Origin of the sequence: Umezawaea endophytica, from assembly GCF_025061645.1 — a bacterium.
GTDB classification, from domain to species: domain Bacteria; phylum Actinomycetota; class Actinomycetes; order Mycobacteriales; family Pseudonocardiaceae; genus Umezawaea; species Umezawaea endophytica.
In genome coordinates this window covers 477,559-500,867 of record NZ_JANYMP010000005.1, presented here as the reverse complement: position 1 = coordinate 500,867, position 23,309 = coordinate 477,559, and the positions used below count along the sequence as shown (strand labels likewise).

The following is a 23,309-nucleotide window of genomic DNA, read 5'->3' as shown; positions in this document are numbered from 1 at the left end:
GACGACCCGCCCGGCGGGCGCGGGTCGTCGACGGCGCGGGGCGGTCAGCCGTGGACGTCGAAGGTGCGGTCCGTCGTCCCCGACACGAAGCCCTCGGGCGTGCGGCTGAAAACCTGGAGCGACAGGCTGTTCGTGCTCGTCGGTGTGAAGGTGATGGTCGCCGTCCCGTCGGGTCCGACCGGGACGGTGGTCTCCGGGCCGTAGTCGAGCCGGTACACGAACTCCGTCGACCCGCCCAGCGCGGCGGTGAAGGTGAACTCGATCGGCTCGCCCACCCGGCCGCCCGCGCTGCCGTCCGGCGGGTACTGGGGACTGGTGATGACCGGCTCCCGCTCGCTCACCCGGAAGCTGTACGTCCTCTCGTCGGACACCAGACCGGTGTCCGCCACCGCCCGCACCTTCAGGTACGACCAGCCCGGCCCCGTCGGCGTGCGGACGAACGAGGCCGTGCCGTTCGACGTCGCGGCGACCGTGCGTTCCGGCTCGCCGTCGAAGGCGTACCGGTACTCCACCAGGCCGGGCAGCGGTGAGGACGCGGTGAACGTGCCGGGCACGCCCGGACCGCCGGCCTCGGTCCACTCCGGGTACTCGGCGCTGGTGACGGTCGGTGCCGCGCCGTCCACTCCGAAGGATTCCCAGCCGGTGCCGGACCGGACTCCGTCTCGGTTGCTGGAGAACACGGACACGTTGGACCAGCCCGACGCGGTCGGCGTGAACGACACCTGCGCCGTGCCGTCGGCGGACGAGGGCACGGTCGTCTCCTGGCCGTCGCCGATCCGGTAGGTGAAAGACACCGCGTCGGACATCAGGGCCGTGAAGGTGGCCGTCCGCCGCTGCCCGATCACGCCGTCCCACGGGTCGATCGAGATCGTCGGCTCCAGCAGGTCGACGGCGAACGGCCTCTTGGTGATCCCCGACCTCTGCCCGGCCGCGTTGGTGGTCCACACCTCCAGTTCGTGGTACCGGGCCTCGGGGTCCGTGATCGTGATCGTGACCTTCGCCGTGCCGTCGGGGCCCAGGGGGAGGGTGGTCTCCGGGCTGTCGTCCAGGCGGTAGGTGAACCCGACCGCGTTCTCCTGCCTGGCGGTGAAGGTGAACTCCGTCGGTTTGCCCAGTTGTGGCTGGGGGCCCTTGACCGACGGCGCGGTGGTGCGCACCCAGAACCGGTAGTCCCTTGCGGGAGAACGGTTCCCGGCCCGGTCGATGCTCATCACGGTGATGCCGAGCGGACCGTCGAGGGTCGGCGTGACGGTCACCGTCGCCGAGCCGCCCGGCTGGTCGGCGGAGACCCGCCCGTCGGGTACGCCGATGCCGGAGTACTCGAAGGCCACCACGTCCGCCACGCCGTTCGCGGTGAAGGTGAAGTCGCCGGGCACGCCGTCCCCGCCGTCGCCGGGCGGTCCGCCGTCCTCCCGGTACACCGACGAGGTGACCGTCGGCGCTGCCGCCGGAGCGGTGCGGTCGACGGAGAAGGTGCACGGCTCGGACCACTCGGACACGGCGTAGCCGTCCTCGCCGCGCACCGCCCACGCGTAGGTGCCACCGTCCTGGAGCATGTCGTTCGGGTAGTACGTGGTGGCGTACCCGCCGCTCGCCCAGACCGGGAAGACCTCGCGCCGCGACTCGGGCGCGGCCACCGGCCAGAAGGCGAAGCGCGCGTCGAGCGAGTAGGTGCCGTCCGGATCGGTGAACCTGCCGGACACGAGCGGGTCGCGGGAGGCGGTGATCATCGGCTCGGGACCGCAGTCGTTCCCGTTGACCCTCAACCCGGTCGGCTTCCCGGGCGGCTTGTTGTAGCCGATGTAGATCCACGGGTCGTTGTGGTAGGTGCGCCCGTACGCGACGTCGTCCTGGAACTCGGCCGAGATCCGTGCCACGACGGTGAGTTTCGTGCCGCCCTCGGCAAGCGTTTGCCGGACGGTGTCGCCGAGGTCCCACGTGACGCGCTCGTAGAGGCAGCCCTCAAGGGCTTGCGGGCCGGGCAGTTTCGCCTTCTCGCGCGGCTGGCGGGCCCAGGAGATCCTGCCGAGCGGCTTCACCACGCGCAGTTCGGTCGCCCGTGGCTTGGCGCAGTCGTTGGCCGCCACCTCGGGCAGCCGGACGAACGCGGAGAACACCTCGGCGCCCTGGAGTTGGGCCAGGTCGAAGGTGAAGTAGGCCTTGCCGGTGTGCTGCTCGCCCTTGTCGTCGCGCCACGACCCGACGCGCGCGTCGCCGGTGGTGTTGTTGTGGTGCGGGGTGCGGGAGTCGGTGCTCAGCCAAGATGAGCGGTACACGGTGGCGTAGGACGGTTGCGGTGCCGCGGTGGCACTACCCGTGGGCAGGACCACCGCCCCGCAGGCCAGGGCGGTGATCACCAGGCCCGCGCACAGGACGCGCACGGGTCTTCCGGACAGCCTCATGTTCTTCTCCCCCCTGCGATGCGCGCCCTGAGACGGGGCCGCGCCCCCGGAGCGTGCCAGTCGGATCAAATCGGCAAGTCCGGCGTTATCCGTCCGTTATCCGTGGGGGGAGTGGTTGCGTCATCCGCAGGTCAGGCAGCGCGCGTGTGGGGGAATCACCGCGCGCAGGTGAAGCTCGCCGCGTCGTCCGGATCGCCCGAGCGGTACCTGGGCCAGGCCGGGTAATCGCACAGCGGACGGGTGCGGTCGTGGTTGACGTCCGCGACGACGGGGTTCGACGGCGACCGTCCACTCTCGACCCAGCGTTCGAGCGCCGTGAGCGAGTCCCAGCCCGCGGCGAACGCCGGTGTGCCGAAGTTCGCGTGGTTCGCCCCCGGCACGAGGTAGTACCGCAGGAACTCGCGCGTGGCCTCGGGTCCCATCTCCTTCCGCACCCGCTCGTAGTAGTCGTTCGTCGAGCGGTGGGAGACCAGTTCGTCGGCGTCGCCGTGGAGCAGGATCAGCTTGCCGCCCGCGCGGGCGAACGGGCGCAGGTCCACGGTGTTGCGGTCCTCGATCGTGGACAGGCGGCTGATCCGGTCGAGCCACTTGCCCGGACGTCGCGGGTCCACGTCCAAGGAGTTCTGGGCGGGGTCCCGGGTCAGGATGTACTTCACCCACTGGTCCCAGTACTGGAACCCGTAGCCGCTCGTCACCGGCATGGGGTTGGCGGGCGCGGTCGTGCCGAACCCGAGGAACGGGGTCCGCATGTCCGCCCCGGACAGGAACGGGAAACCGGGGTACCCGGTCTCGCCGCTGGCGATCCGGTACGGCCACCGGAACGGGGTGGACGCGGCGACCACGCCCCCGATCTGGGCGTCCGACAGGCAGGTCGGCCCGGTGTCGGCTCCGCCGGGGCAGCGGAGCACACGCGGGTCGAAGTGGCAGCCGCGCTGGTTGGAGACGATGTTGTCCCGCAGCCCGTCCTGACCGTCGCACGCGGCGATCACGCTGGTGTACAGGAGACCCTGCTTCTCGGGGCCGGGGAAGGCGCCGGGGCGGGACAGGACCTGCGTCAGGTAGCCGAGTTCCAGGATCTCGCTGAGGTTGTTCCAGGCGGGGAAGGCGGAAATCACCCCGTCGAAGGCCCACGGCCACCGCTGGGCGACCACGAGGGCTTCGCGGCCACCCGTCGAGCCACCGGCGAAGTAGACCTCGGCGGGGTTCCGCCCGTAGGCGTGCCGGAGGACGAACAGGCTCGCGTCGTGCGTCTTCTTCAGCGCGTCACCGGCGGCGAAGTTGTTCAGGGCCTCGTCGTTCACGCCGAACGAGCCGTCGAGCGACGGGACGGCCGTCGGGCCCTGCTGGTGGCCGGAGTCGCTCGCGAACGTGGCGTACCGCCGGGCCAGCGGCGCGGGCTGGTCCGCCGGGCCGAACGGCACGTTCGTCCTCAGGTCGGGGATGGTCCCGTTGTAGCCCCCGCCACCGAACATCATCGCCTTGCCGTTCCAGCCGAACGGCAGGGCGACCCGCAGCTTGATGGCGGGCGCGGCCGGGTCGACGGGGAAGACGCTCGCGTCGACCTGGCAGTACTCGATGGTCCGGCCGCTGACGAGCGCGGTCGTCACCACAGCCGCCTCGACGCGACCGCCGGTGGTCGGCAGGCTGATGGCCGACGCCGGAATCCTCGACTGCGCCAACCCGGCGCACTCGGGGGTGGTGGTCGACCCGGTCGCGGCGGCGGCGGTGTCGGCGCCGAGGAACCGGACCGCGGCCACCACCAGGACCACGGCCGCGGGCAGGGCGAGCCGTCGAATCGTCGCGCCCCATGCGGATGTGCTGCTCACACCGGCCTCTTCTCTCGTCACCGTGGTCCCGGTCCCTCAGCGGTGCAGGTGCGTGCCGGGGATGGCGTGCGGATCGTCGCGGACCTCTGCCGTGTTCGTCTCGGGCAGGAACCACGCGCTGGCGAAGGTGATCAGCCCCATGGCCAGGATGTAGGCGGCGACCGGCGCGGTGCTCCCGGTCTTCGCGATCAGCGCCGTCATCAGGAACGGCGTGCCGCCGCTGACGATGATCGCGGAGAGCTGGTAGGACAGCGACGCCCCCGAGTAGCGGACGTTGGGCGCGAACAGCTCGCCGAGGTAGGTCGCGATCGGACCGTAGGTGAGGCACTGGAACACGAAGCCCACCGTCACGGCGACGAAGATCAGCGGCAGCGACGCGGTGTCGACGAGCCCGAAGTAGGGGAACGCCCACGCGGCGACGCCCAGGCCGCCGACCAGGATCAGCGGGCGCCGTCCCAGCCTGTCCGAGAGGTGGCCGGACAGGGGGATGACGACGACCATCGCCACGGAACTGGCCAGCACGACCGCGAGCAGGGAGTTGCGCTGGAGGCCCAGCGTCGTGGTGCCGTAGCTCAGGAGTCCGGCGATGCTGACGTAGAACAGGCTGTTGGTGGCCGAGAGGAGCCCGCAGCCGAGGAGGATGGTGCCCCACCTGCTCCGGATGACCTTCGCCAGCGGGGCCCGGACCACCGCGACCTTGGACTTCGACACCTCGCGCTGGAGTTCGCGGAACTCGGGCGTGTCCTCCACCTTGGCCTGGATGTAGAGGACCACCGCGAACATCACGACGCTGACCAGGAACGGGATTCGCCAGCCCCAGCTCAGGAACGCGTCGTTCGGCATCAGGCCGCTGGCGGCCACGAAGATCAGGTTCGAGATGATCACGGCGACCGGAACGCTGGTCTGCCCGAACGTCCCGGCGAAGCCGCGCCGCTTGGGACTGGCGGATTCGGTGAGCAGCAACATGATCCCGCCCCACTGGCCGCCCGCCGCGAGCCCCTGCACGAAGCGCAGCGTGACCAGCAGCGTCGGGGCCAGCGCGCCGACGGCCGCCGCGCTGGGGAGGCAGCCGATCAGGAAGGTCGCGGCGCCCATGAGCGCCAGGCAGGTGACGACCACCGGCTTGCGGCCGTACTTGTCGCCGAAGTGCCCGGCGAGCACACCGCCGATCGGCCGCGCCACGAAACCGGCCCAGAACGTGCTGAAGGCCAGCAGCGTCCCGGTCAGCGCCGAGGAGTTCGGGAAGAACACCTTGGGGAACACCAGCGCGGCCGCGGTGCCGTAGAGGAAGAAGTCGTACCACTCGATCGAACTGCCGATGAGCCCCACGGCCAGCAGTTTGCGGAACGCGCGGGGTCGAGTCGTGGACGAGGCGGCGCCGACTTGGCCGGACTGCTCTTCGGGTTGGGCGATCGGGGTTGCCATGCATGCCGCCTTCGTCGGTGGGACAGGCAGGTGATGACGGTCATGTTAGGACGCCGTTACCCTGTGGTTGAGGTCTGCATCACACACGTCTCGCACCGGCGTGGTGGGGCTTTCACCCACCGGGTGCGGAAGAGGGGGAGGGCACTGTGGCAGGCGACGCGGAGTCACTCGTACGCAGGCAGCGCGAGCTGGCGTCGTTGTACGCGACCGCCAAGTCGCTCACCGCCCTGGGCGAGCTGGACGACGTGCTGCGGTCGATCGTCCACCACGCCCACGACCTGATCGGCACGGACTTCACCTACCTCTCGCTGGTCGCGGACGGCAAGCTGTCGGCGAGGGCGTCGGAGGGGACGATCTCCGCCACCTTCCTCACGGCGTGCATCCCGGCGACCGTCGGGCTCGGCGGCAAGGTGCTGGCCTCCCAGAGCCCGCACTGGGTGAGCAACTACGCCACCTCGACCCTCATCGACCACGACCCGAACTTCGACCGGCTCGTCACCACCGAGGCGCTCGTCGCGCTCCTCGGCGTGCCGCTGGTCATCCGCGGCGAGGTGGTGGGCGCGCTGTTCGCCGCGGACCGCACCGAGCGCTCGTTCCAGGCGGGTGAGATCGCGCTGTTGAGCGCGTTCGCCGACCACGCCGCGGTCGCGCTCGACAACGCCCGCCTGTACGAGGCGAGCCGGAACTCCTTGCGGGAGCTGAGGATCGCGTACCGGAAGATCGAGGGGCACATGGCCGTCGTGGAGCGCGCGCAGGCCATCCACGAGGCGCTGACCGGTGCGGTGCTGGGGGGTGGGGCGCCGGGCGACATCGCGCAGCTCCTCGCCGACCAGCTCGGCGGGAGCGTCGCGCTCCTCGACCGGACCGGCGCCGTCCTCGTCCGCCGGGACTCGGCGTCGACGCCGTGCCGGACGGCGTCGGAGGTCGACCTGGCCGACGCCATCAGGAACGCCCACCGCTCGGGCCGCTGCACGACGTCGGTCGACACCGCCGGGATCGCCCGCAGCGTGGCCACGATCCAGGCGGGTGACAGCTACCTGGGCGCACTGGCGTGGAGCCGGGAGGCGGTCGTCGACCACGGCGCGCAGGACGACATGGACCTGCGGACCCTCGAACGGGCCACCCACGTCATGGGGCTGCTCATCCTCAAGGAGCGGGCCGTCGCCGAGGCCAGCGAGCGGATGAGCGGAGAGCTCCTGACCGAACTCATGGTGGGCAGCCCTGGGATCAGCCCCTCCCAGCGGGCCCGCACCAGGGCCCGCAACATCGACGCCGACCGCCTGGACCTGGTCGTCGTCGCGGACTCCCGCACGGTGTCGTCACCCGACCTCCTGCGGCACCTGCACGACATCGCCCGCGACCTCTCCGGGCTGGCGGGCGAACACCTCGGCAGGGCGACGATGATCCTGCCCAGCGCCGACGACGACCGGACCGTCGAGGAGGTCCACCGCAGGCTCCGCCGCGCGCTGGGCGGACCCGTCGTCGTGGTGGGGGAACGAGCGCTGAACCACGACTGGTCGCGCGCGTTCTCCCTCGCGAGCCGGTGCGGGGCGGTGGTCCGGGGCATCGGGCACACCGACCTGGGCGCCACGACGGGCCGGTACGCCTTGTACGCCATGGTCTTCGACGCCGAACGGGTGCGCGAGCTGGACCGCTTCCTCGCCGATTCGGTGGGGCCGCTCCTGGACTACGACCGGCGGCGCGGGACGGACCTCGTCGAAACCCTCGCGGCGTACTACGTCCACCGCGCCAACGTGGCGGCGACCGCCCGAGCGCTGCACGTGCACGTCAACACCCTGCTCAAGCGCCTGGACCGCGCGGGGAAGGTCCTCGGCCTCGACTGGCGCCACGAGCACGACCTGGAACTGCAACTGGGGCTTCGGCTCCACCAGCTCAGGGCGGTCGCGACCGCACCCTCGTGAGGCCGCGTTCCCCTGTGCCGCAAGCTCAACCGGTGCGCGTCGAGTCCCGCAGCGCGGTCTTGGACAACTTGCCGGTGCCCGTCTTGGGCAGCGTGGCCAGGAAGACGACCTCGTCGGGCAGCCACCACTTGGCGACCATCGGCGTGATGTGCCGCAGGAGTTCCTCGCCGGTGGCCGAGCCGCCGTCGCGCAGGACGACGTACGCGACGGGGCGTTCCACCCAGCGCGGGTCGGGGCGGGCGATCACGGCCGCTTCGAGGACGTCGGGGTGCGAGACGATGGCGGACTCCAGCTCGACCGAGGAGATCCACTCGCCCCCGGACTTGATCAGGTCCTTGATCCGGTCCACGAGCCGCAGGTAGCCCTCGGCGTCGAGGGTGGCGAGGTCGCCGGTGCGCAGCCAGCCGTCGGCGGTGAAGCTGTCACCGCTGTCGACCCGGAAGTAGCCGCCCGCCACCCACGGCCCCGCGACCTGGAGTTCACCGACGGAACGCCCGTCGCGCGGCAGTTCCCGGCCGGTCTCGACGTCGACGACCCGCACGGTCACCAGCGGCAGCGGCTGGCCCTGGGCGGCCCGCACGGCCACCCGCTCCTCGTCGGTGCCGTCCCGGTGCTGGGTGCGGGTACCGCCGATGGTCCCGACGGGGCTGATCTCCGTCATCCCCCAGGAATGGGTGATGGGCACCCCGATCGCCGCGCGGTAGGTCTCCGACAGCGCGGGGGAGATGGCGGAGCCGCCGCCGAGCAGGAACCTCGTGGCGCTCAGGTCGTGCGCCCGCAGCTCCGGGGCGAGGCTCGTCCACACCGTGGGGACGGCGCCCGCGACGGTCACCCGCTCGGTCTCCATCAACCGCAGCAGGTGCGTCGGGTCCGAGGACGGGCCGGGGAGGACCAGCGAGGCGCCCGCCATCATCGCGCCGTAGGGGAGGCCCCAGGCGTTGGCGTGGAACATGGGCACGATCGGCATCACCACGTCGTCCTCGCTGAGGCCGATGAAGCCCGCCGCGAGCGTTCCCAGGCAGTGCAGGATCGTCGACCGGTGGCTGTACAGCACGCCCTTGGGCGGTCCGGTCGTCCCGGAGGTGTAGCACAGCCCCGAAGCCAGGTTCTCGTCCGCGAGCGCGAACGCGTCCTCGAACGACCCCGAGAACGGGTCGGCTCCGGCGATCAGCTCGTCGTAGTGCAGGACGCGGGGGTCGTCCGGGATCGGCGTGCCGCTGTCGTCGGGCAGCACCACCCAGTGCCGCACGCGGTCCAGCCGGTCGGCGCTCGGCCAGATCCGCGGCAGCAGCGCGCGGTCGACGAACACCACGTCGTCCTCGGCGTGGTCCACGATGTACTCCAGGTGCTCCGGCGAGAGCCGGATGTTCACCGAGTGCAGCACCCGCTTGGTGGCGGGCACCGCCAGGTAGAGCTCGAAGTGCCGCCTGCTGTTGGCCGCGAACGTGGCGACGCGGGCGCCGACCGGGACACCGAGGGCGTCCAGCGCGGTGGCGAGGCGCCGGGTGTGGTCGGCCACCTCGGCGTACGTGAGCCGCTCGGAGCCCGCCGTCGTGACGTGCTTGTGCGCGTACAGCCGCTCGGCGCGCTCCAGGATGTGGGCGATGGTCAGCGGTCGCGGCTGCATCAGCCCGTCCACGGCGCCGATCGCCCCGTCCGCGCTCAGCACCGCGAGCCACCCGTGACGCTGGACTGGTCGGCCATGGGTGACTCTCCTCCTGGTCGGCGGGTACCGCCAGTCACCCTAGGAGCGATCACGGGACGGGAGGAGGTGGGAACCTTCCACTCCTGCGGCCGTTTCGGCAGCGATCCCCACACCCCTCACCGGTCCGCGACTACCGGGGTTCGGCCAGGCCCGCTTCGAGCACCGCCAGGTCGCGCACCGCGTAGCGGTGGTGCTCGGCCTCCTCCTTCAGCACCACCTTGAGGCAGCGGCGCACGACGTACTCCTGGTCGGGGTACGGGTCCGCGGGCTTGCGACCGCACACCCGGTCGAGTTCGGCGGTGGTGAGCCCGTCGACGACGCGCCGCACCGCGGCCATCCGGGCGCGCCGCGCCTCGAGCACCTCGTCGAGCGTCGGCGTGGCGTCGAGGGTGAGCCCGAGCTTCTCGGTCTCCTCGCGCGGTGTTCCCCCGGCGGGGAAGCCCAACGGGTGGAAGGGCGCCTCCTCTTCGAGCACGGCGCTGCCGAGCCAGGCGTCGGAGGCGAACAGCAGGTGCCGCTGGGTCTCGACGAAGGACCACTCGCCGTCGACCTGTTCGAGCAGCGCGGCGTCGGGCAGCAGCCGCGCCCGGTCGAGCGTCCCGCTCCACAGGGTTTCGACGGCGGCCCAGGCGTTCTGGTACTCCTCGGGGGTCGTGGCGTCCCGCGCCAGTACCCGCGCGGGGTGCAGGCGGTCGAGTTCGGCCTCGACGTAGGCGGTCACGTCGACGTCGTTGACGACGACGCGCTCGAAGGCGCCGCCGAGGTGGACGGCGCCGCCGTAGCAGTCGACGATCTTGAGCCCGCTCACCTCGCAGTCGCGGATCTCCAGGCCCGCGACGTCGCACAGGTGGAGGCGGGCGCCGCGGAACCGGTCGGTCTGGGTGTACTCGGAAACCATCGAGGCAGTCTTCCCCATCGGACCGCGTTCCGCAGGGGTTTCAGCCGCCCGCCGACCGGTCGCCCCCGGCGACCTTGGCGACGATGTCGTGGTGGAGCGCCTTCTTGTCGAGCTTGCCGACGGGGGTCCTCGGCATCTCGGTGATCCACTCCAGTCGTTCGGGCCACTTGAACTTGGCCAGTGACAACGAGTTCAGGTGCTCCTGCACCTCCGCCATGGTCAGCGGCGCGCCCGTCGCGACGAGGTAGGCGCACGCGCGTTCGCCGAGCCGTTCGTCCGGCATGGCGACGATGGCGGCCGCGGTGATCCGCGGGTGGTGCAGCAGAAGGGTTTCGACCTCCTCGGCGCTGACCTTCTCGCCGCCGCGGCTGATGAGGTCCTTGAGCCTGCCCTCGACGGAGATGCTCCGCTCGGTGCCGTGGGTGGTGACGGCGACGAGGTCCCCGGTGCGGTAGTAGCCGTCGGAGGTGAACGCGCCCGCGTTGACGTCGGGGGCGTCGAAGTAGCCGCGGATGGTGTACGGGCCGCGGCAGGCGAGTTCGCCCGTGGTGCCGTCGGGCAGGTCGACCTCGGTGCCGGGTTCGAGCACCCGGAACTCGTCGTGCGGCGAGGTCGGGACGCCCACCGTCGTCAGCCGGGCCCGCCGGGTGGAGGTGGCCGTCGACATGGCGAAGAAGCCCTCGCCCATGCCGAACATCTGGCCCACCCGGATGCCTCGGTCCTCGAAGGCGTCGAAGACGCGCTCGGGCACCTTGGCGCCGGACAGCACGACCTTCTTCATCGAGGCCACCGCGTCGGCGAACAGGGGGTGGTCGACGATCGTGTAGTGGCCGTGGCCGATGAGCACGTCGGTGGCCTGCTCGCGGGCGAGGACCGGCAGCGCCTGGTCCAGCACGGCGGTGCCCAGCACGAGGGTGCCGCCGACGCTGTGGACGGCGTGCAGCCCGCAGGTGATGCCCGCGTTGTGGATGATCGGGATCAGGTGGGCGGTCCGGGTGTCCTGGTCCCAGCCGCCCGCCTCGGCGTACGCCCTGGCGTTGTACCAGTACTCGGCGTGCAGCCGCGGGATGATCTTCGGGGTGCCCGTGGTGCCGCCGGAGAGCTGGAAGCAGGCGATCTCGTCCGGGTCGATCGCCGCCTGGATCTCCGCGACCCGTTCACGGGCGAGCACCGGGTCGCTGTCGCGGATCAGGTGCTCGATCGGGGTGCCCGCGAGCGAGCCCGCGGTGAGCACGTGGCGCACCGTCGGGTGGCCCACCCGCTGCTCGAACGCGAAGGCCACCAGGTCGAAGCCGGAGGGGTTCGACTCGACGAGGTGCGCGACGGCGCCGACCTTGCGGCTGATGGGGCCGATCTCGTGGGCGCGGTGCGCCGCCAGCGTGCACACCGGGATCAGCCCGGCCTTGAGCAGCCCGTACCAGGCGACGACGGAGTGCAGGCGGTTGGTCAACTGCACGACCACGCGGTCGCCGGCGACCAGCCCGAGGTCCGCCAGTCCGAGCGCGAGCCGGTCCGTGACCTCGTCCAGTTCGGCGTAGGTGAGGCGGCCCTCCTCGGCGACCACGGCGGTGCGCGATCCCTGCCCGACGGCGACCTCGTGGAACTCCGCGCCGATGGGCAGGGTGCCCCACAGCCCGGCCGAGCGGTAGGTCTCCACGACGTCAGCGGGGTAGGGGATGAGACGTCCAGCCCAGTCCAACACCGGTGCCTCCTGTGTCGTCCGTCGTCGTCGGCGGGTGGCGCCCACGGTAACCGCTCCCAACCTAGTCGTCAAAAGATGGACACAACTGTCGAGTCGGTTTACGGTGCCGTCACCAGACGAAGGAGACGCGATGGAACTCAGGTCCGTGGCCGTCCTGGGCGGAGGCCCCGGCGGGCTGTACTTCGCGCGCCTGATGAAGCTCCGCAGGCCCGAGTGCGCCGTGACCCTGTACGAGCAGTCGCCGCCCAGCGCGACCTTCGGGTTCGGGGTCGGCCTGGCGACGGCCACCCAGCGGCGCCTCGCCGAGGCCGATCCCGCCTCCCTGCGCGAGGTCGTGGCGCGGGCCTGGTCCCACGAGATGTCGATGTCCGTCGACGACGTCACCGTCGCCCTGCCCGCCGACGACCTGATCGCGATCGGCCGGGCCGAACTCCTGGAGGTCCTGCGGGCCCAGGCGATCGCGGCAGGCGTGGACATCCGCTACGGCGGCCGGGTCGCGGTCGACGACCTGGACGCCGACGTCGTCGTCGCCGCGGACGGGGTCAACAGCGCGACCCGCGAGCGGTTCGCCACCGAGTTCGGCGCCCGCGTGGAGCAGCACGACGGCCTCTACCTGTGGTGCGGCACCGACTTCGCCCTGCCGCGAGCGGTGTTCCGGGCCGAGACGGGCGAGCACGGCACGTTCGTCGCGCACGCCTACCCCTACCGGCGCGACCGCAGCACGTTCCTGGTCGAGACCGACCCGGAGACCTGGCGGCGCGCGGGGTTCGACGCGACGACGGCGGCCACACCGCCGGAGCGGAGCGACGACGCGTCGCTGGGCTACCTCTCGACGTTGTTCGCGGACACCCTGCGCGGGTCCGGTCTGGTCGGGAACCGAACCCGGTGGCTCCGCTTCCGGACGGTCACCTGCGCGCGGTGGCACCACGGCACCACCGTGCTGCTGGGGGACGCCGCCTCCACGGCCCACTACTCCATCGGGTCCGGCACGAAGCTGGCCATGGAGAGCGGGATCGCCCTGGTCGAGGCGCTGGACACCGGCACGGACGTCGAGTCCGCGCTGGCGGCCTTCGAGAGCGCCCGGCGCCCGGCCGTGGAGCACCTCCAGGACATCGCCCGCCGCAGCATGCTGTGGTGGGACGACTTCCCGCGGCGCCTGGACATGCCGGTCGAACAACTGCTGATCGCCTACATGACGCGGGCGGGCAAGGTCTCGCTCGGCCAGTTCGCCCGGCAGGCCCCGGCGGTCGTGGCCGCGGGGCTCGGGCAGTACGCGGGCGCCCCGGTCGAGCGGGTGCCCGAGGACGCGGTCTCCTGGGTGCTCGACCGCCCGCTCACCACCGCCGGGCGCTCCTGGCCCACCCGCGTCGTGCCGCGCGGCGAACTCGTCGGGAGCGACCGGGTGGCGGTGCTCGACGCGGGCCGGACCCGGCAGACCGCGCTGGCCGCCTTCGACGCGGGGGAGCGGCTGCGCCGGACCGGCAGGTCCGTGGGCGTGCGGGTGCCGCGGGGGCTGCGCGACCTGGCGGCGGACGCGCTGGCCGGTGGTCGCGTCGACCTCGTCGAGTGGGTCTGACAGGCTCGCGGACGTGACGCAGCCCGTGTACTCCGAGGACATCGAGGTCGGGTCGACCACCGCGCTCGGCGAGCACCTGGTCTCCCTGGAGGAGATCAAGGACTACTCCGAGCGCTGGGACCCCCAGCCCTTCCACACCGACGAGTCCGCGGCGGGGTCCGGCTACTTCGGGGAGCCGATCGCCAGCGGGCTGCACTCGCTGGCGATCCTGCAACGCCTGGCCGTCCTCGGCCTGTTCAGCGGCTGGGCCGTGCTGGCGGGCCGCCGCATCCGCGAGGTGGGCTTCCTGGCGCCGGTCCGGCCGGGCATGGTGCTCACCGGCTCGATGACGGTCGACGCGGTGGCGCACTCCTCACCCGAGCGGTCGCTGGTCACCGTGACCGGCGCGCTCCACCACCGGGACACCAGGGTGCTCGGCGCCGTCCACCAGCTCTACGTGTGGCGGCGTCCGGTCGGCTGACGCCGCGGCGGTCAGGAGCGTTCGGCGATCCAGTCGACGACGCGGGCGGCGGCCAGCTCGTTGCCCGTCGGCGCGCCCTCCACCAGCCGGTCCCCGAAGTGGGTGCCGTCCAGCGCGTCGACGGTGAGGTCCGGTGCCGGGATGGCCGCCGCGAACGCCTCGACGTCGGCCGGGAACGAGGCCTGGTCACCGGTGAACTCCAGCAGGAGCGTCGGCACGGTGACGCCCGCGGCGCAGCGCAGGAAGTCCGCGTTGGTCGTGGTGGCGCTCCAGGTGGACATCCACGCCTCGGCCGTCGACAGCCTGCCGAACCCCACCAGCCCGTAGTTGGTCAGGTCCGGGCGCCTGCCGAACAGCGAGCCGTACGCCCGCTTGTTCGGGTCGAGCCCCAGGTCGACGTTGCGCAGGTCGGCGTCGGTGCGGTACACGGTGATCAGGGCCGGGGCCAGGGCCGCGCGCCGCCGGGACGCCTCGCCCGACTCCCGGAACTCCGCGTCGGCCCCGCGCCGCGCGGCGACCAGGTCCGCGGCGACCGCGTCGACGCGGGCCACCCGTTCCCACTGGGCCTGGCGGTAGGCGGCGACGAAGTCGGGGGAGTAGCTCACCGGCCGCGGCGCGTCGACGAAGCCGTTCGCCGGGTCGAACGGGTCGAGCGCCGGGTCGCGCGAGAGCGGGTCGGCCTCGTCGACGACCGAGGGGTCGATGACGCGGCGCAGCAGCGCCCCCTGGCCGGGGTGCGGGGCGAGGGCGACGAACCCGGTCGGCAGCGGCATCTCCGTCTCGGCCAGGGGGACCGGCCTGCCGGAGGGGGCGCGGGTGAGGCGCCGCCCCGGCGGCAGGGCCGCCTGCTGGAGGTAGAACGCCGCGAGCGTGCCGCCACCGGAGTGCCCCAGCGCCACGACGGACTCGAAGCCGAGGTCGCGCAGGAAGACCTGGCCCGCGGCGAAGTCGATGATCGCCTGCTCGTGCAGCAGGGCGAGGTCGTTGTTCGGCGACCTGGACCCCTGCGTCCACACCGCCAGCCCGGCGGCCAAGAAGTGCGGGACCAGCGCGTGGTTCGTCACGTCCTGGCGCGGGTGCATGAACGTGACGACCGTGCGCGCCCCGGCCGGACGGCGCAGCACACCGGTGACCTGGGCCTGGTCGTGGGTCCGGAGCTGGTGGACCGAGGTGGTGACGTCGTCGGGCTCGGCGAGGACGGCGGTGTAGCGGCCCGCGCCCAGCCCGCGGTGCCCGGCGGTCACCGGGGCTCCGTGCGCAGGGCGTCGCTGTCCCACTGGGCGATGCGCCAGCCGTCCAGGCCCGCGACGCAGCTATACCAGACGGCGTGCCGCACGCCCGTCGCCCGCCGGTCGATGCGGATCGGGGAGTCGGACTCGATGACGTAGTAGGGCCCGATCTCGCCGATGTCCACGCCGTCGAGGTCGCGGGCGACGGCGACGATGGGGACGTTCTCGGGGACCTGGAGCAGGAACAGCCGTCGGCCCATCAGCGCGCTTCCCCGACGGCGGACCACTTCTCGGCGCGCTCGACGATGAGTTCCGCCTTGCGCACGAGCAGGTCGTCGATCGTGTGGCCAGGCCTGGAGGCGATGTCGACGAGCGCGTCGATGGTGAGGTTGGCGTCCAGGTCCTCCTGTGGCGTCACCGGGCGCAGCGCGCGGGTGATCTCGACCATGTAGCCGTTGGGGTCGTGGGTGTAGATCGACTCGATCGTCTCGTGCTGGATCTGCATCTCGACCGGCCACGCGCTGGCGTCGAGCCTGCGCCGGTACTCCAGCAGGTGCTCCTCCGACGCCACGTGCAGCGCGAGGTGCCGCGAGCGGACGAACCAGTCCGGCGCGTCCTGCGGGAAGCGCGCGTAGACGTCGCCGGTGCCGACGGATGTGTCGGGCGCGGCGAGGCCGAAGTAGTAGAAGAACGCGAGCCGGTCGCCGCCGCCGATGTCGAAGAAGAAGTGGATGAAGTCCGGGTGGTCGTCCGGCCCCCAGCCCGCGGCGCAGATGGAGTGCACGACCGGGAAGCCGAGCACGTCGCGGTAGAACGCCACCGTGCCCGCCGGGTCGAACGTCGGGAAGGCCGCGTGGTCGACCCCCGTCACGAGGTGCTGGTCGTCGAGCGGGCTCATGGTGGGACTCCTTCGGGTTCTCGGGCTCTCAGGCCGGCACGGCGACCGCGTCGCCGCGCAGCAGCGATCCGGCTCCGGGGACGGTCAGCGGGAGGCCGCCCGCCTTCAGGACGCTGTAGGCGCCCGCGGTCGCCGCCGAGACGACCGGCACGCCCAGTTCCTGCTCGGCGGACTCGACCAGTGCCAGCGAGGGCATCTGCACGCACGCCGAGATGACGAGCGCGTCGACGCCGTCCAGGTCGAGGGAGCGGGCGGCCTCCATGACCCGGTCGCCGGGGATGCGGCCGACCTCGCGGTTGTCCTCCACCTCCAGCGCGCGCCAGTCGGCGATCTCGAAGCCCTCGGCCGCGAGGTAGTCCACGACCTTCTCGGCCAGCGGCCGCGTGTAGGGCATGACCAGCGCGATCCGGCGGGCGCCCAGCCCGTGCAGCCCCTCGACGAGCGCCCCGGCACTGGAGCGGACCAGCGCCTCCGACCCGCCGGTGGCCAGTTGCTCGGCGACGAGCCCCTCGACGCGGCGGTGCTCGCCGGGGCCGCCCGCCATGATCGCGACCAGGCACGCGTAGAGGATCACGTCGGGGGAGGCGTCGCCCAGTTCGATGACGCACCGCTCGCGCTGGGCGTTCATGGCGGCCAGGCCCTCGGGGGACACCCTGGCCATCCGCATGCGCGAGGAGTGGAACGAGAACGACGCGTCGGGGTGCCGGGCGAGGATCGACGGCAGCTCCGTCTCGACGGTCACGTTGGAGCTCGGCACCACGAGGCCGACCTGGAAGTGCTGCATCACGGGGTCCTTTCGACGTGCCGCCATGGTTCAACACATGTGATTAAAAGTCAACGCGGTAGTAAATCCGGACCACCGGTACCCTTCGTCGCCATGAGCAAGGCGAAGGCCGGGTCGGGAGATGCCCCCGAGCAGGACGCGGGCGTGCGCGGCGGCCTGGTGCAGCAGGAGATCTTCGAGCAGGCCACGCGCCTCTTCGCCGAGCGCGGCTACGCGGGCACGAGCTTCCAGGACATCGCCGACGCCGTCGGCCTGACCCGCCCCGCGCTCTACCACTACGTCAAGAGCAAGAACGAGCTGCTGGCCAAGCTGGTCGAGCAGATCACCGAGGTGGCCGCGGTCGACATCGCCGCCATCGCCGAGCGCGTCGAGTTGGGGGCGACCGAGCGCATCCGCGAGGTCGTGCGGCTGATGGTGCGCCGCATGGGCGAGGACGGCGAGCGGTTCCGGCTGCTGCTGCGCTCCGAGGCGGACCTCCCCGAAGCGGTCGCGGCGTCCTACGAGGTCAACCGCCGCGCCGTGCTGCGGTCGCTGACCGAGGTGATCGAGCAGGGGGTGGAACGGGGGGAGTTCCGGCCCGTCACGCCCGCGGTCGCGGCGCTCGGCACGCTGGGGATCGTCAACTGGGTGGCGTGGTGGTACCACCCCGGCTCCCACTTCGACCTCGACTCCGTGAGCCTGGAACTCGCGGACATGGCCGTGCACGGGCTGGCCGCCGAGGAGGGGCGGCAGGCGTCGAGCACGCCGCTGGACGCGGTGCGCAGCCTCCGCCGCGAGGTCGACCGCCTGGAAGGGCTCCTGGAGCGCGAACGGCGCTGAGGGCCTACTTCACCCGCGCGGACACCTCGTCGAGCGCGGCCGTCTCGTCCGCGGTGAGGTCGAACTCGGCCGCCGCCAGCAGGGCGGGGAGCTGTTCGACCGTGCGGGCGCTCGCGATCGGGGCGACGACACCGGGGCGGGTGCGCAGCCAGGCGATGGCCACGGTGGACATCTCCACCCCGCGGGCGGCCGCGATGTCCTCGACCGCCTGCACCACGGCGAGCCCGGCCTCGGTGAAGTACCGGCTGGCGACGACCCGGCGGACCGCCTCTCCGAACGCCTGCCGGTCGCGGCGGTTCTTGCCGGTGAGGAAGGCGCCGATCACCGCGAGGTACGGCTCCGCCTTGCGGAACCCGCCGACCCGGCGGTACTTGCCGGTGAGGAACCCGCTCGCCAGGGCGAAGTACGGCACGGCGGCGATCCCCTCCTCGGCGAGGACGGGGGCGATCTCGCGCTCGTACCGTTGGCGCGTCACGAGGTTGTAGTCCGGCTGGACGACGGCGGGCGGCTCGAACCCCTCGCGGCGGGCGATGTCGAGCCACTCCCGGATCCTCGGGCCGCTGTAGTTCGACAGGGCCACCACGCGGATCTTGCCCGCCTTGTGCAGCGCGTCGAACGCGCCCGCGGTTTCGGCGAGCGGCGTCTTGGCGTCGTCGAAGTGGGCGTAGTACACGTCGACGTGGTCGACTCCCAGCCGGACGAGCGAGGCCTCCAGCGCCGCCGTGACGGTGGTGGCGGCCAGCCCCTTGAACCGGGGGTGCTGGCTCACCTTGGTGCCGATGACGACGCTGTCGCGGTTCCCGCGGGCCGCCAGCCACCGGCCGATGATCGTCTCCGACTCGCCGCCGGAGTTGCCGGGGACGTCCGAGGTGTAGCTGTCCGCGGTGTCGATGAAGTTGCCACCGCCCGCCACGAACGCGTCGAGCACCCGGTGCGAGTTCTCCTCGTCGCTGGTCCAGCCGAACGTGTTGCCGCCGAGCACCAGTGGGAACACGTCGATGTCGGATCGGCCGAGCCGCGCCATGGGAAGTCCTTCCATCGGCACCGGGTGGAATCCGGTGTGTCACCGCCGAGAGGGCTCTCCCGAGTATGCCATAACGCTGTTTCAGGCCTGTTCCCGGTCGGGGCGCGCGCCGGGCAGTCCTTACAGGAGTGTCTACCTATTGACGCATCCGTAAGGCGCGCTTAGATTGTGCCGCAGCTCACTCGGCGATGAAAAGAGATCGGAATGGCATACGTCATCGGTGTTGATGTCGGCGGCACGTTCACGGACGCGGTTCTCGACGACGAGGGCACCATCGTGGCCGCCAAGGCCCCGTCCACCCCGTCGGACTACTCGCAGGGCGTCATGGACGTGCTGGCCGCGCTGGCCGACGGCGTCGGGGAGCCGCTGGAGCGGATGCTCGCCAAGACCCACCACATCGCCCACGGCACGACGTCGTCGCTGAACGCGCTCGTCATGGGCAACGTGCCCGCGGTCGGGTTCATCACCACGCGCGGCCACCGCGACTCGATCTTCATCATGAACGTCGAGGGCCGCTACCTCGGTTCCGCCCCGCACCAGCTCCAGAACGTGATGGGGCAGGACAAGAGCCACAGCCTGATCCCGAAGAGCCACGCGCTGGAGGTCACCGAGCGCCTCGACCGCGACGGCACCGTCGTGGTCGCGCTCGACGAGGACTCGGTGCGCGCCGCCGTGCGCTCACTGCTCGACCGCGGCGTGCGCTCGATCGCGGTGTCGCTGCTGTGGTCGTTCAAGAACCCGGCGCACGAGCGGCGGATCCGCGAGATCGTCGCCGAACTGGACCCCGACGTGTTCGTGGCGCTGTCCAGCGAGGTCAGCCCGCGCATCCGCGAGTTCTCCCGCAGCGCCACCACGATCATGAGCGCGCAGATCGGCCCCGGCCTGCGCGACTACCTCGGGCAGATGCAGCAACGGCTCACCGACGCCGGGCTGCGCGGTCCGCTGCTGGTGATGCAGAGCAACGGCGGCGCCATCGCGGCCGCCGAGGCGCCCTCGACGGCGATCAGCACGGTCGGCTCGGTGCTGACCGGCGGTGTCGTCGGCGCGGTCTCCCTCGGTGAGCAGCTCGGCCACCGCAACATCATCTCCACCGACGTGGGCGGCACGACCTTCCTGGTGGGCATGGTGGTCGACGGCGAACCCGTGCGGACCAGCACGACGATCATCAACCACCACCCGATCAACGTCCCCGCGCTCGAGGTGCACGCGATCGGCTCCGGTGGAGGGGCCATCGCCTGGATCGACCGGGGCGGCAACCTCCAGGTCGGGCCGCGCAGCGCGCAGTCCGTGCCGGGGCCCGCCTGCTACGGCGCGGGCGGCACCGAGCCGACCAACACCGACGCCAACCTCGTGCTCGGCATCCTGCCGGAGAGCGGGCTGCTCGGCGGCCGCAAGGCGCTGGACGTGGAGGCGGCCCGCGAGGCGATCCGCGTGCACGTCGCGGAGCCGCTGGGGCTCACCGTCGAGCAGGCCGCCGCCGCGATCTACGCCATCCAGAACGCCCAGACCGGCGACCTGCTGCGCAAGACGGTCGTCGAGGCGGGCCACGACCCCCGCGACTTCGTGCTCTACGCCTTCGGCGGTGCCGGTCCCGCGTACTGCGCGGCGTACGCGGCCGAGGTGGGGGTGCGCGAGGTCGTCGTCCCGCTGGGCCCGGTGGCCTCCGCGTTCTCCGCGTTCGGCCTGGCGGCCTCCGACGTGGTGCTGGCCCACGAGCTGTCCGACCCCGGCCTGATGCCCGTCCCCGCGGCGACGGCGCAGGGCCACTTCGAGCAGTTGGAGCGGCGGCTGGCCGACGCGGTCTCCCGCCAGGGCCTGACCTTCGACCGCGTGGAGTTCGCCCGCACCATCGACCTGCGCTACACCGCCCAGCTCGCCGAGGTCGCCGTCCCCGTCCCGTCCGGGCCGCTGGCCGACGCCGACGTGGTCGCCGTGATGGACGACTTCGAGGCCAGGTACGCGGGCCTCTACGGCGAGGGCACGGGCTTCAGCGCCGCCGGGATCCAGTCGATCACGATGCGGGTGCAGGCGACCGGCGTCCTGCCGTTCAACCCCCAGTTGCCGAAGCTGGCGGACGCGGACTCGGCGGACCCGGCCGCCGCGCTCGCCACCGTCCGGCGGGTGTGCCTCGACGCCACCGCGGGCTACGTCGACACGCCGGTCTACGACTACCGGCTGCTGCGCCACGGCCACGTGATCACCGGTCCCGCGGTCATCGAGGTGCCCACCACCACCGTGGTGGTCCCGCCCGGCACGACCGGGCGCGTCGACCACCTCGGCAACCTCTCGATCACCACCCGGAACTAGGCAGGACAGAGGCTTCGACATGGTCATGAGCATCCCCGGCTCCGAGCACTTCTCCAGCCGCCCGATCGACCCCGACGTGCTGACCGCGAGCCTGCCGGACTCCCTGCCGGTGCACAGCGTCACCCAGGAGCAGATCGACGCCCTCGACCCGCTCACCTACGAGGTCGTGCGGCACCGGCTGTGGTCGGTCACCGACGAGATGGGCGAGGCCCTCAAGCGGATGTCCGGCTCGCCGATCGTCACCGACGCCAACGACTTCGACTTCGCGATCTGCGACGAGGTCGGCCAGGAGGTCCAGGTCGGCCTCTACAACACCATGCTCGCCGGAGCCGTCGACCTGGCGATCTACTGGACCCTCCAGCACCGGGTGAAGAACCCCGGCGTCAAGGAGGGGGACATGTTCCTCTGCAACGACCCCTGGGTCGGCGGCGGCCTGCACCAGAACGACGTCATCGTCTACCAGCCGATCTTCCACGAGGGCAAGCTGTTCGCCTGGACCAGCGCGATCTGCCACGAACCCGACCTCGGCGGGGTCGGACTGGGCTCCTTCAGCCCCGCCGCGCAGGACGTCTTCTCCGAGGCGCTGCCCACGCCGCCGATCAAGGTCGTCCGCGACTTCGAGATCCAGGACGACATCGCCGAGGCCTGGATCCGCCGCTCGCGGGTCCCCCTGCTGGTCAACCTCGACCTGCGCGCCAAGGTCGGCGCCAACACTGTGGGGCGCAAGCGGCTCCAGGCGGTCATCGAGCAGTACGGCGCCGACACGGTCAAGGCCGTGATGAAGCGCATGATGGCCGACGCCGAGGGCAGGCTGCGCGACAAGCTCGAGCGGCTGCCCGACGGCACGTGGAGCGCGACCGGCTACCAGGACCAGTCGCACGCGGGTGACCGCTCGGTCCACCGGATCAGCCTCGCGATGACCAAGACCGGCGACCACCTGAGCTTCGACTTCACCGGCACCGACGAGCAGGCGGGTCTCATCAACTGCACCTACGCGGGTCTGCGCGGCGGGGTGATGCTGGCGCTGATGCCCATGCTGGCCAACGACATCCCGTGGTCGGCGGGCGGGTTGATGCGCTGCTTCGACCTGGTCGCCGAGGAGGGCACGATCAACAACGCGACCTTCCCCGCCGCGGTCAGCCGGGCGCCCATCGGCCCGGCGTGGGCGACGGGCTCGCTCGTGGCCGAGTGCCTGTCGCAGATGATGGACCGGACCGTGGAGTTCGCCGACCGGGTGCAGGCCTCCTGCTGCGGAACGCACGACACCGCGGTCGTGGCGGGCCTGGACCAGCGCGGCGACGTGCCGGTGCCGTTCCTCAACATCGTCATGGACGTGATGGCCGCGGGGTACGGCGCGCGCCCGCGGGCCGACGGGATGGACACCGGCGGTCTCTTCTGCATCCCGATGGGCCGCATCCCCGACGTGGAGATGACCGAGTACCTCTACCCGCTGATGACGTTGTGGCGCCGGGAGGAGCCGGACTCCGGCGGCCCCGGCAGGCAGCGCGGCGGCGTCAGCGGCTCCTCGGCGTTCATCCCTTACGGCACCGAGGTCCCGGTCGGTCTCGTCGTGGCCTCCTCCGGCAAGGCCGTGTCCCAGAACAACGGCCTGGCGGGCGGTTATCCGGGCAACACCGCGGTCGGCGTCGTCGCGCGCGACGCGGGGGTGGCGGAGCTGCTGGCCGCGGGCTCGATCCCGCTGCGGCTGGAGGACCTGGCGGGCACGAAGGACCTGCAGGCCTGCTACGGGGAGACCGCCGTGGGCACGGGTGACCTGCTGTACCTGCACTGGCAGGGCGGAGGTGGTTACGGCGACCCGCTGCTGCGCGATCCGGACCTGGTCGCCCACGACCACGGCGAGGGCAAGGTGACCGCCGCCGGCGCGCACGCGTCGTACGGGGTCGTGCTCCGGGACGAGGCGGTCGACCGGCAGGCGACTGACGAACTGCGGACCCGGTTGCGGGACGAGCGCCGGGCGCGTTCGGCCGGTGTCGCCGCCGTCGACGTCAGGCACGACGTCGCCGCGGCGAAGCGCCTGGACGACAACCTGGTGGCGGTGGAAGTCGACGGGGTCGAGGTGGTCGCCTGCGGCCACTGCGGGCAGCAGCTCGGCGACCCCCGGACCGACTCCGTGCTGACCCTCGCCGAGTTCGAGGGCCCGACGGGCACCGCGGGCTCCCAGGTCACCGACGACCCCGGCGAGTACGTCGACGACGAGATCGTCTTCCGCCAGTTGTGCTGCCCCGGCTGCTACACGGCGATCTACTCCGGTGTCGTCCCCGCTGCCCACCCGCGCCACGTGGTCGAGCTGGAGCGGTACGTCCGCGCCTGA

General features: G+C 71.9%; 17 protein-coding genes. 6 read left to right on the top strand and 11 right to left on the bottom strand.

The features are described from left to right. Positions 1-44: 44 nt before the first annotated feature. The 3 genes from NZH93_RS14370 to NZH93_RS14360 all read right to left on the bottom strand — a co-directional run bounded on the left by NZH93_RS14370 (position 45) and on the right by NZH93_RS14360 (position 5,653). On the bottom strand, positions 45-2,402 hold the full coding sequence (locus tag NZH93_RS14370) for a hypothetical protein (protein ID WP_259623544.1): 2,358 nt from the start codon (positions 2,400-2,402) through the stop codon (positions 45-47). 155 nt (positions 2,403-2,557) lie between these two features. Continuing rightward, entirely contained in the window at positions 2,558-4,159 is a 1,602-nt protein-coding gene (locus NZH93_RS14365; protein ID WP_372506628.1) for a tannase/feruloyl esterase family alpha/beta hydrolase, read from the bottom strand. A gap of 105 nt (positions 4,160-4,264) precedes the next feature. Further along, positions 4,265-5,653: an MFS transporter gene (locus tag NZH93_RS14360; RefSeq protein WP_259623542.1), complete on the bottom strand. Its 1,389-nt coding sequence runs from the start codon at positions 5,651-5,653 to the stop codon at positions 4,265-4,267. A gap of 146 nt (positions 5,654-5,799) precedes the next feature. Here NZH93_RS14360 and NZH93_RS14355 point away from each other — a divergent pair, with 146 nt between their 5' ends. Then, positions 5,800-7,575, top strand: a complete 1,776-nt coding sequence (locus NZH93_RS14355; RefSeq protein ID WP_259623541.1) for a helix-turn-helix domain-containing protein — start codon at positions 5,800-5,802, stop codon at positions 7,573-7,575. A 25-nt stretch (positions 7,576-7,600) separates the two neighbouring features. Here the strand turns inward: NZH93_RS14355 and NZH93_RS14350 are convergent, their stop codons facing one another. The 3 genes from NZH93_RS14350 to NZH93_RS14340 all read right to left on the bottom strand — a co-directional run bounded on the left by NZH93_RS14350 (position 7,601) and on the right by NZH93_RS14340 (position 11,880). Continuing rightward, complete coding sequence (locus NZH93_RS14350; protein WP_259623540.1) at positions 7,601-9,244, bottom strand: long-chain fatty acid--CoA ligase; 1,644 nt, start codon at positions 9,242-9,244, stop codon at positions 7,601-7,603. A gap of 166 nt (positions 9,245-9,410) precedes the next feature. Continuing rightward, a complete protein-coding gene (locus NZH93_RS14345) occupies positions 9,411-10,178 on the bottom strand; it encodes a DinB family protein (RefSeq protein ID WP_259623539.1) in 768 nt (255 codons plus the stop codon). Between the two features lie 40 nt (positions 10,179-10,218). Next, positions 10,219-11,880 carry a (2,3-dihydroxybenzoyl)adenylate synthase gene (locus NZH93_RS14340; protein ID WP_259623538.1) on the bottom strand — a complete coding sequence of 554 codons (1,662 nt, stop codon included), beginning with the start codon at positions 11,878-11,880 and terminating at the stop codon, positions 10,219-10,221. 130 nt (positions 11,881-12,010) lie between these two features. Between NZH93_RS14340 and NZH93_RS14335 the strand changes: the two genes are divergently transcribed. Further along, entirely contained in the window at positions 12,011-13,456 is a 1,446-nt protein-coding gene (locus tag NZH93_RS14335; RefSeq protein WP_259623537.1) for an FAD-dependent monooxygenase, read from the top strand. A 13-nt stretch (positions 13,457-13,469) separates the two neighbouring features. After that, positions 13,470-13,916, top strand: coding sequence for a MaoC/PaaZ C-terminal domain-containing protein (locus tag NZH93_RS14330; protein ID WP_259623536.1), 447 nt, complete (start codon positions 13,470-13,472; stop codon positions 13,914-13,916). A gap of 11 nt (positions 13,917-13,927) precedes the next feature. Here the strand turns inward: NZH93_RS14330 and NZH93_RS14325 are convergent, their stop codons facing one another. Genes NZH93_RS14325 through NZH93_RS14310 form a run of 4 tightly spaced genes read right to left on the bottom strand, consistent with a single transcriptional unit; the run spans position 13,928 to position 16,827 of the window. Then, a complete protein-coding gene (locus NZH93_RS14325) occupies positions 13,928-15,160 on the bottom strand; it encodes an alpha/beta fold hydrolase (RefSeq protein WP_259623535.1) in 1,233 nt (410 codons plus the stop codon). Then, positions 15,157-15,405, bottom strand: a complete 249-nt coding sequence (locus NZH93_RS14320) for a hypothetical protein (protein WP_259623534.1) — start codon at positions 15,403-15,405, stop codon at positions 15,157-15,159. The genes NZH93_RS14325 and NZH93_RS14320 overlap by 4 nt, the downstream gene beginning before the upstream one ends. After that, positions 15,405-16,043: a VOC family protein gene (locus tag NZH93_RS14315; protein ID WP_259623533.1), complete on the bottom strand. Its 639-nt coding sequence runs from the start codon at positions 16,041-16,043 to the stop codon at positions 15,405-15,407. Before NZH93_RS14315 ends, NZH93_RS14320 begins: the two co-directional genes overlap by 1 nt. 28 nt (positions 16,044-16,071) lie before the next feature. Continuing rightward, positions 16,072-16,827, bottom strand: a complete 756-nt coding sequence (locus NZH93_RS14310) for a maleate cis-trans isomerase family protein (RefSeq protein ID WP_259623532.1) — start codon at positions 16,825-16,827, stop codon at positions 16,072-16,074. Positions 16,828-16,920: 93 nt separating this feature from the next. Between NZH93_RS14310 and NZH93_RS14305 the strand changes: the two genes are divergently transcribed. Continuing rightward, positions 16,921-17,646 (top strand): TetR/AcrR family transcriptional regulator, encoded by a 726-nt coding sequence (locus NZH93_RS14305; RefSeq protein ID WP_259623531.1) that lies wholly within the window; start codon positions 16,921-16,923, stop codon positions 17,644-17,646. A 4-nt stretch (positions 17,647-17,650) separates the two neighbouring features. On the opposite strand, the gene NZH93_RS14300 is transcribed toward NZH93_RS14305, so the two are convergent. Beyond that, positions 17,651-18,670: an aldo/keto reductase gene (locus NZH93_RS14300; RefSeq protein ID WP_259623530.1), complete on the bottom strand. Its 1,020-nt coding sequence runs from the start codon at positions 18,668-18,670 to the stop codon at positions 17,651-17,653. 204 nt (positions 18,671-18,874) lie between these two features. Here NZH93_RS14300 and NZH93_RS14295 point away from each other — a divergent pair, with 204 nt between their 5' ends. Together NZH93_RS14295 and NZH93_RS14290 are read left to right on the top strand one after the other, a co-directional pair. Further along, on the top strand, positions 18,875-20,977 hold the full coding sequence (locus NZH93_RS14295; protein WP_259623529.1) for a hydantoinase/oxoprolinase family protein: 2,103 nt from the start codon (positions 18,875-18,877) through the stop codon (positions 20,975-20,977). 19 nt (positions 20,978-20,996) lie between these two features. Next, a complete protein-coding gene (locus NZH93_RS14290) occupies positions 20,997-23,309 on the top strand; it encodes a hydantoinase B/oxoprolinase family protein (RefSeq protein WP_259623528.1) in 2,313 nt (770 codons plus the stop codon).

What these genes read in the sequence shown, in the direction of transcription:
- NZH93_RS14320 (WP_259623534.1), bottom strand. Translation starts at nt 15,405, where the DNA reads ATGGGCCGACGGCTGTTCCTGCTCCAGGTCCCCGAGAACGTCCCCATC.
- NZH93_RS14335 (WP_259623537.1), top strand. Translation starts at nt 12,011, where the DNA reads ATGGAACTCAGGTCCGTGGCCGTCCTGGGCGGAGGCCCCGGCGGGCTG.
- NZH93_RS14370 (WP_259623544.1), bottom strand. Translation starts at nt 2,402, where the DNA reads ATGAGGCTGTCCGGAAGACCCGTGCGCGTCCTGTGCGCGGGCCTGGTG.
- NZH93_RS14305 (WP_259623531.1), top strand. Translation starts at nt 16,921, where the DNA reads ATGAGCAAGGCGAAGGCCGGGTCGGGAGATGCCCCCGAGCAGGACGCG.
- NZH93_RS14310 (WP_259623532.1), bottom strand. Translation starts at nt 16,827, where the DNA reads ATGCAGCACTTCCAGGTCGGCCTCGTGGTGCCGAGCTCCAACGTGACC.
- NZH93_RS14360 (WP_259623542.1), bottom strand. Translation starts at nt 5,653, where the DNA reads ATGGCAACCCCGATCGCCCAACCCGAAGAGCAGTCCGGCCAAGTCGGC.
- NZH93_RS14290 (WP_259623528.1), top strand. Translation starts at nt 20,997, where the DNA reads ATGGTCATGAGCATCCCCGGCTCCGAGCACTTCTCCAGCCGCCCGATC.
- NZH93_RS14300 (WP_259623530.1), bottom strand. Translation starts at nt 18,670, where the DNA reads ATGGCGCGGCTCGGCCGATCCGACATCGACGTGTTCCCACTGGTGCTC.
- NZH93_RS14345 (WP_259623539.1), bottom strand. Translation starts at nt 10,178, where the DNA reads ATGGTTTCCGAGTACACCCAGACCGACCGGTTCCGCGGCGCCCGCCTC.
- NZH93_RS14295 (WP_259623529.1), top strand. Translation starts at nt 18,875, where the DNA reads ATGGCATACGTCATCGGTGTTGATGTCGGCGGCACGTTCACGGACGCG.
- NZH93_RS14315 (WP_259623533.1), bottom strand. Translation starts at nt 16,043, where the DNA reads ATGAGCCCGCTCGACGACCAGCACCTCGTGACGGGGGTCGACCACGCG.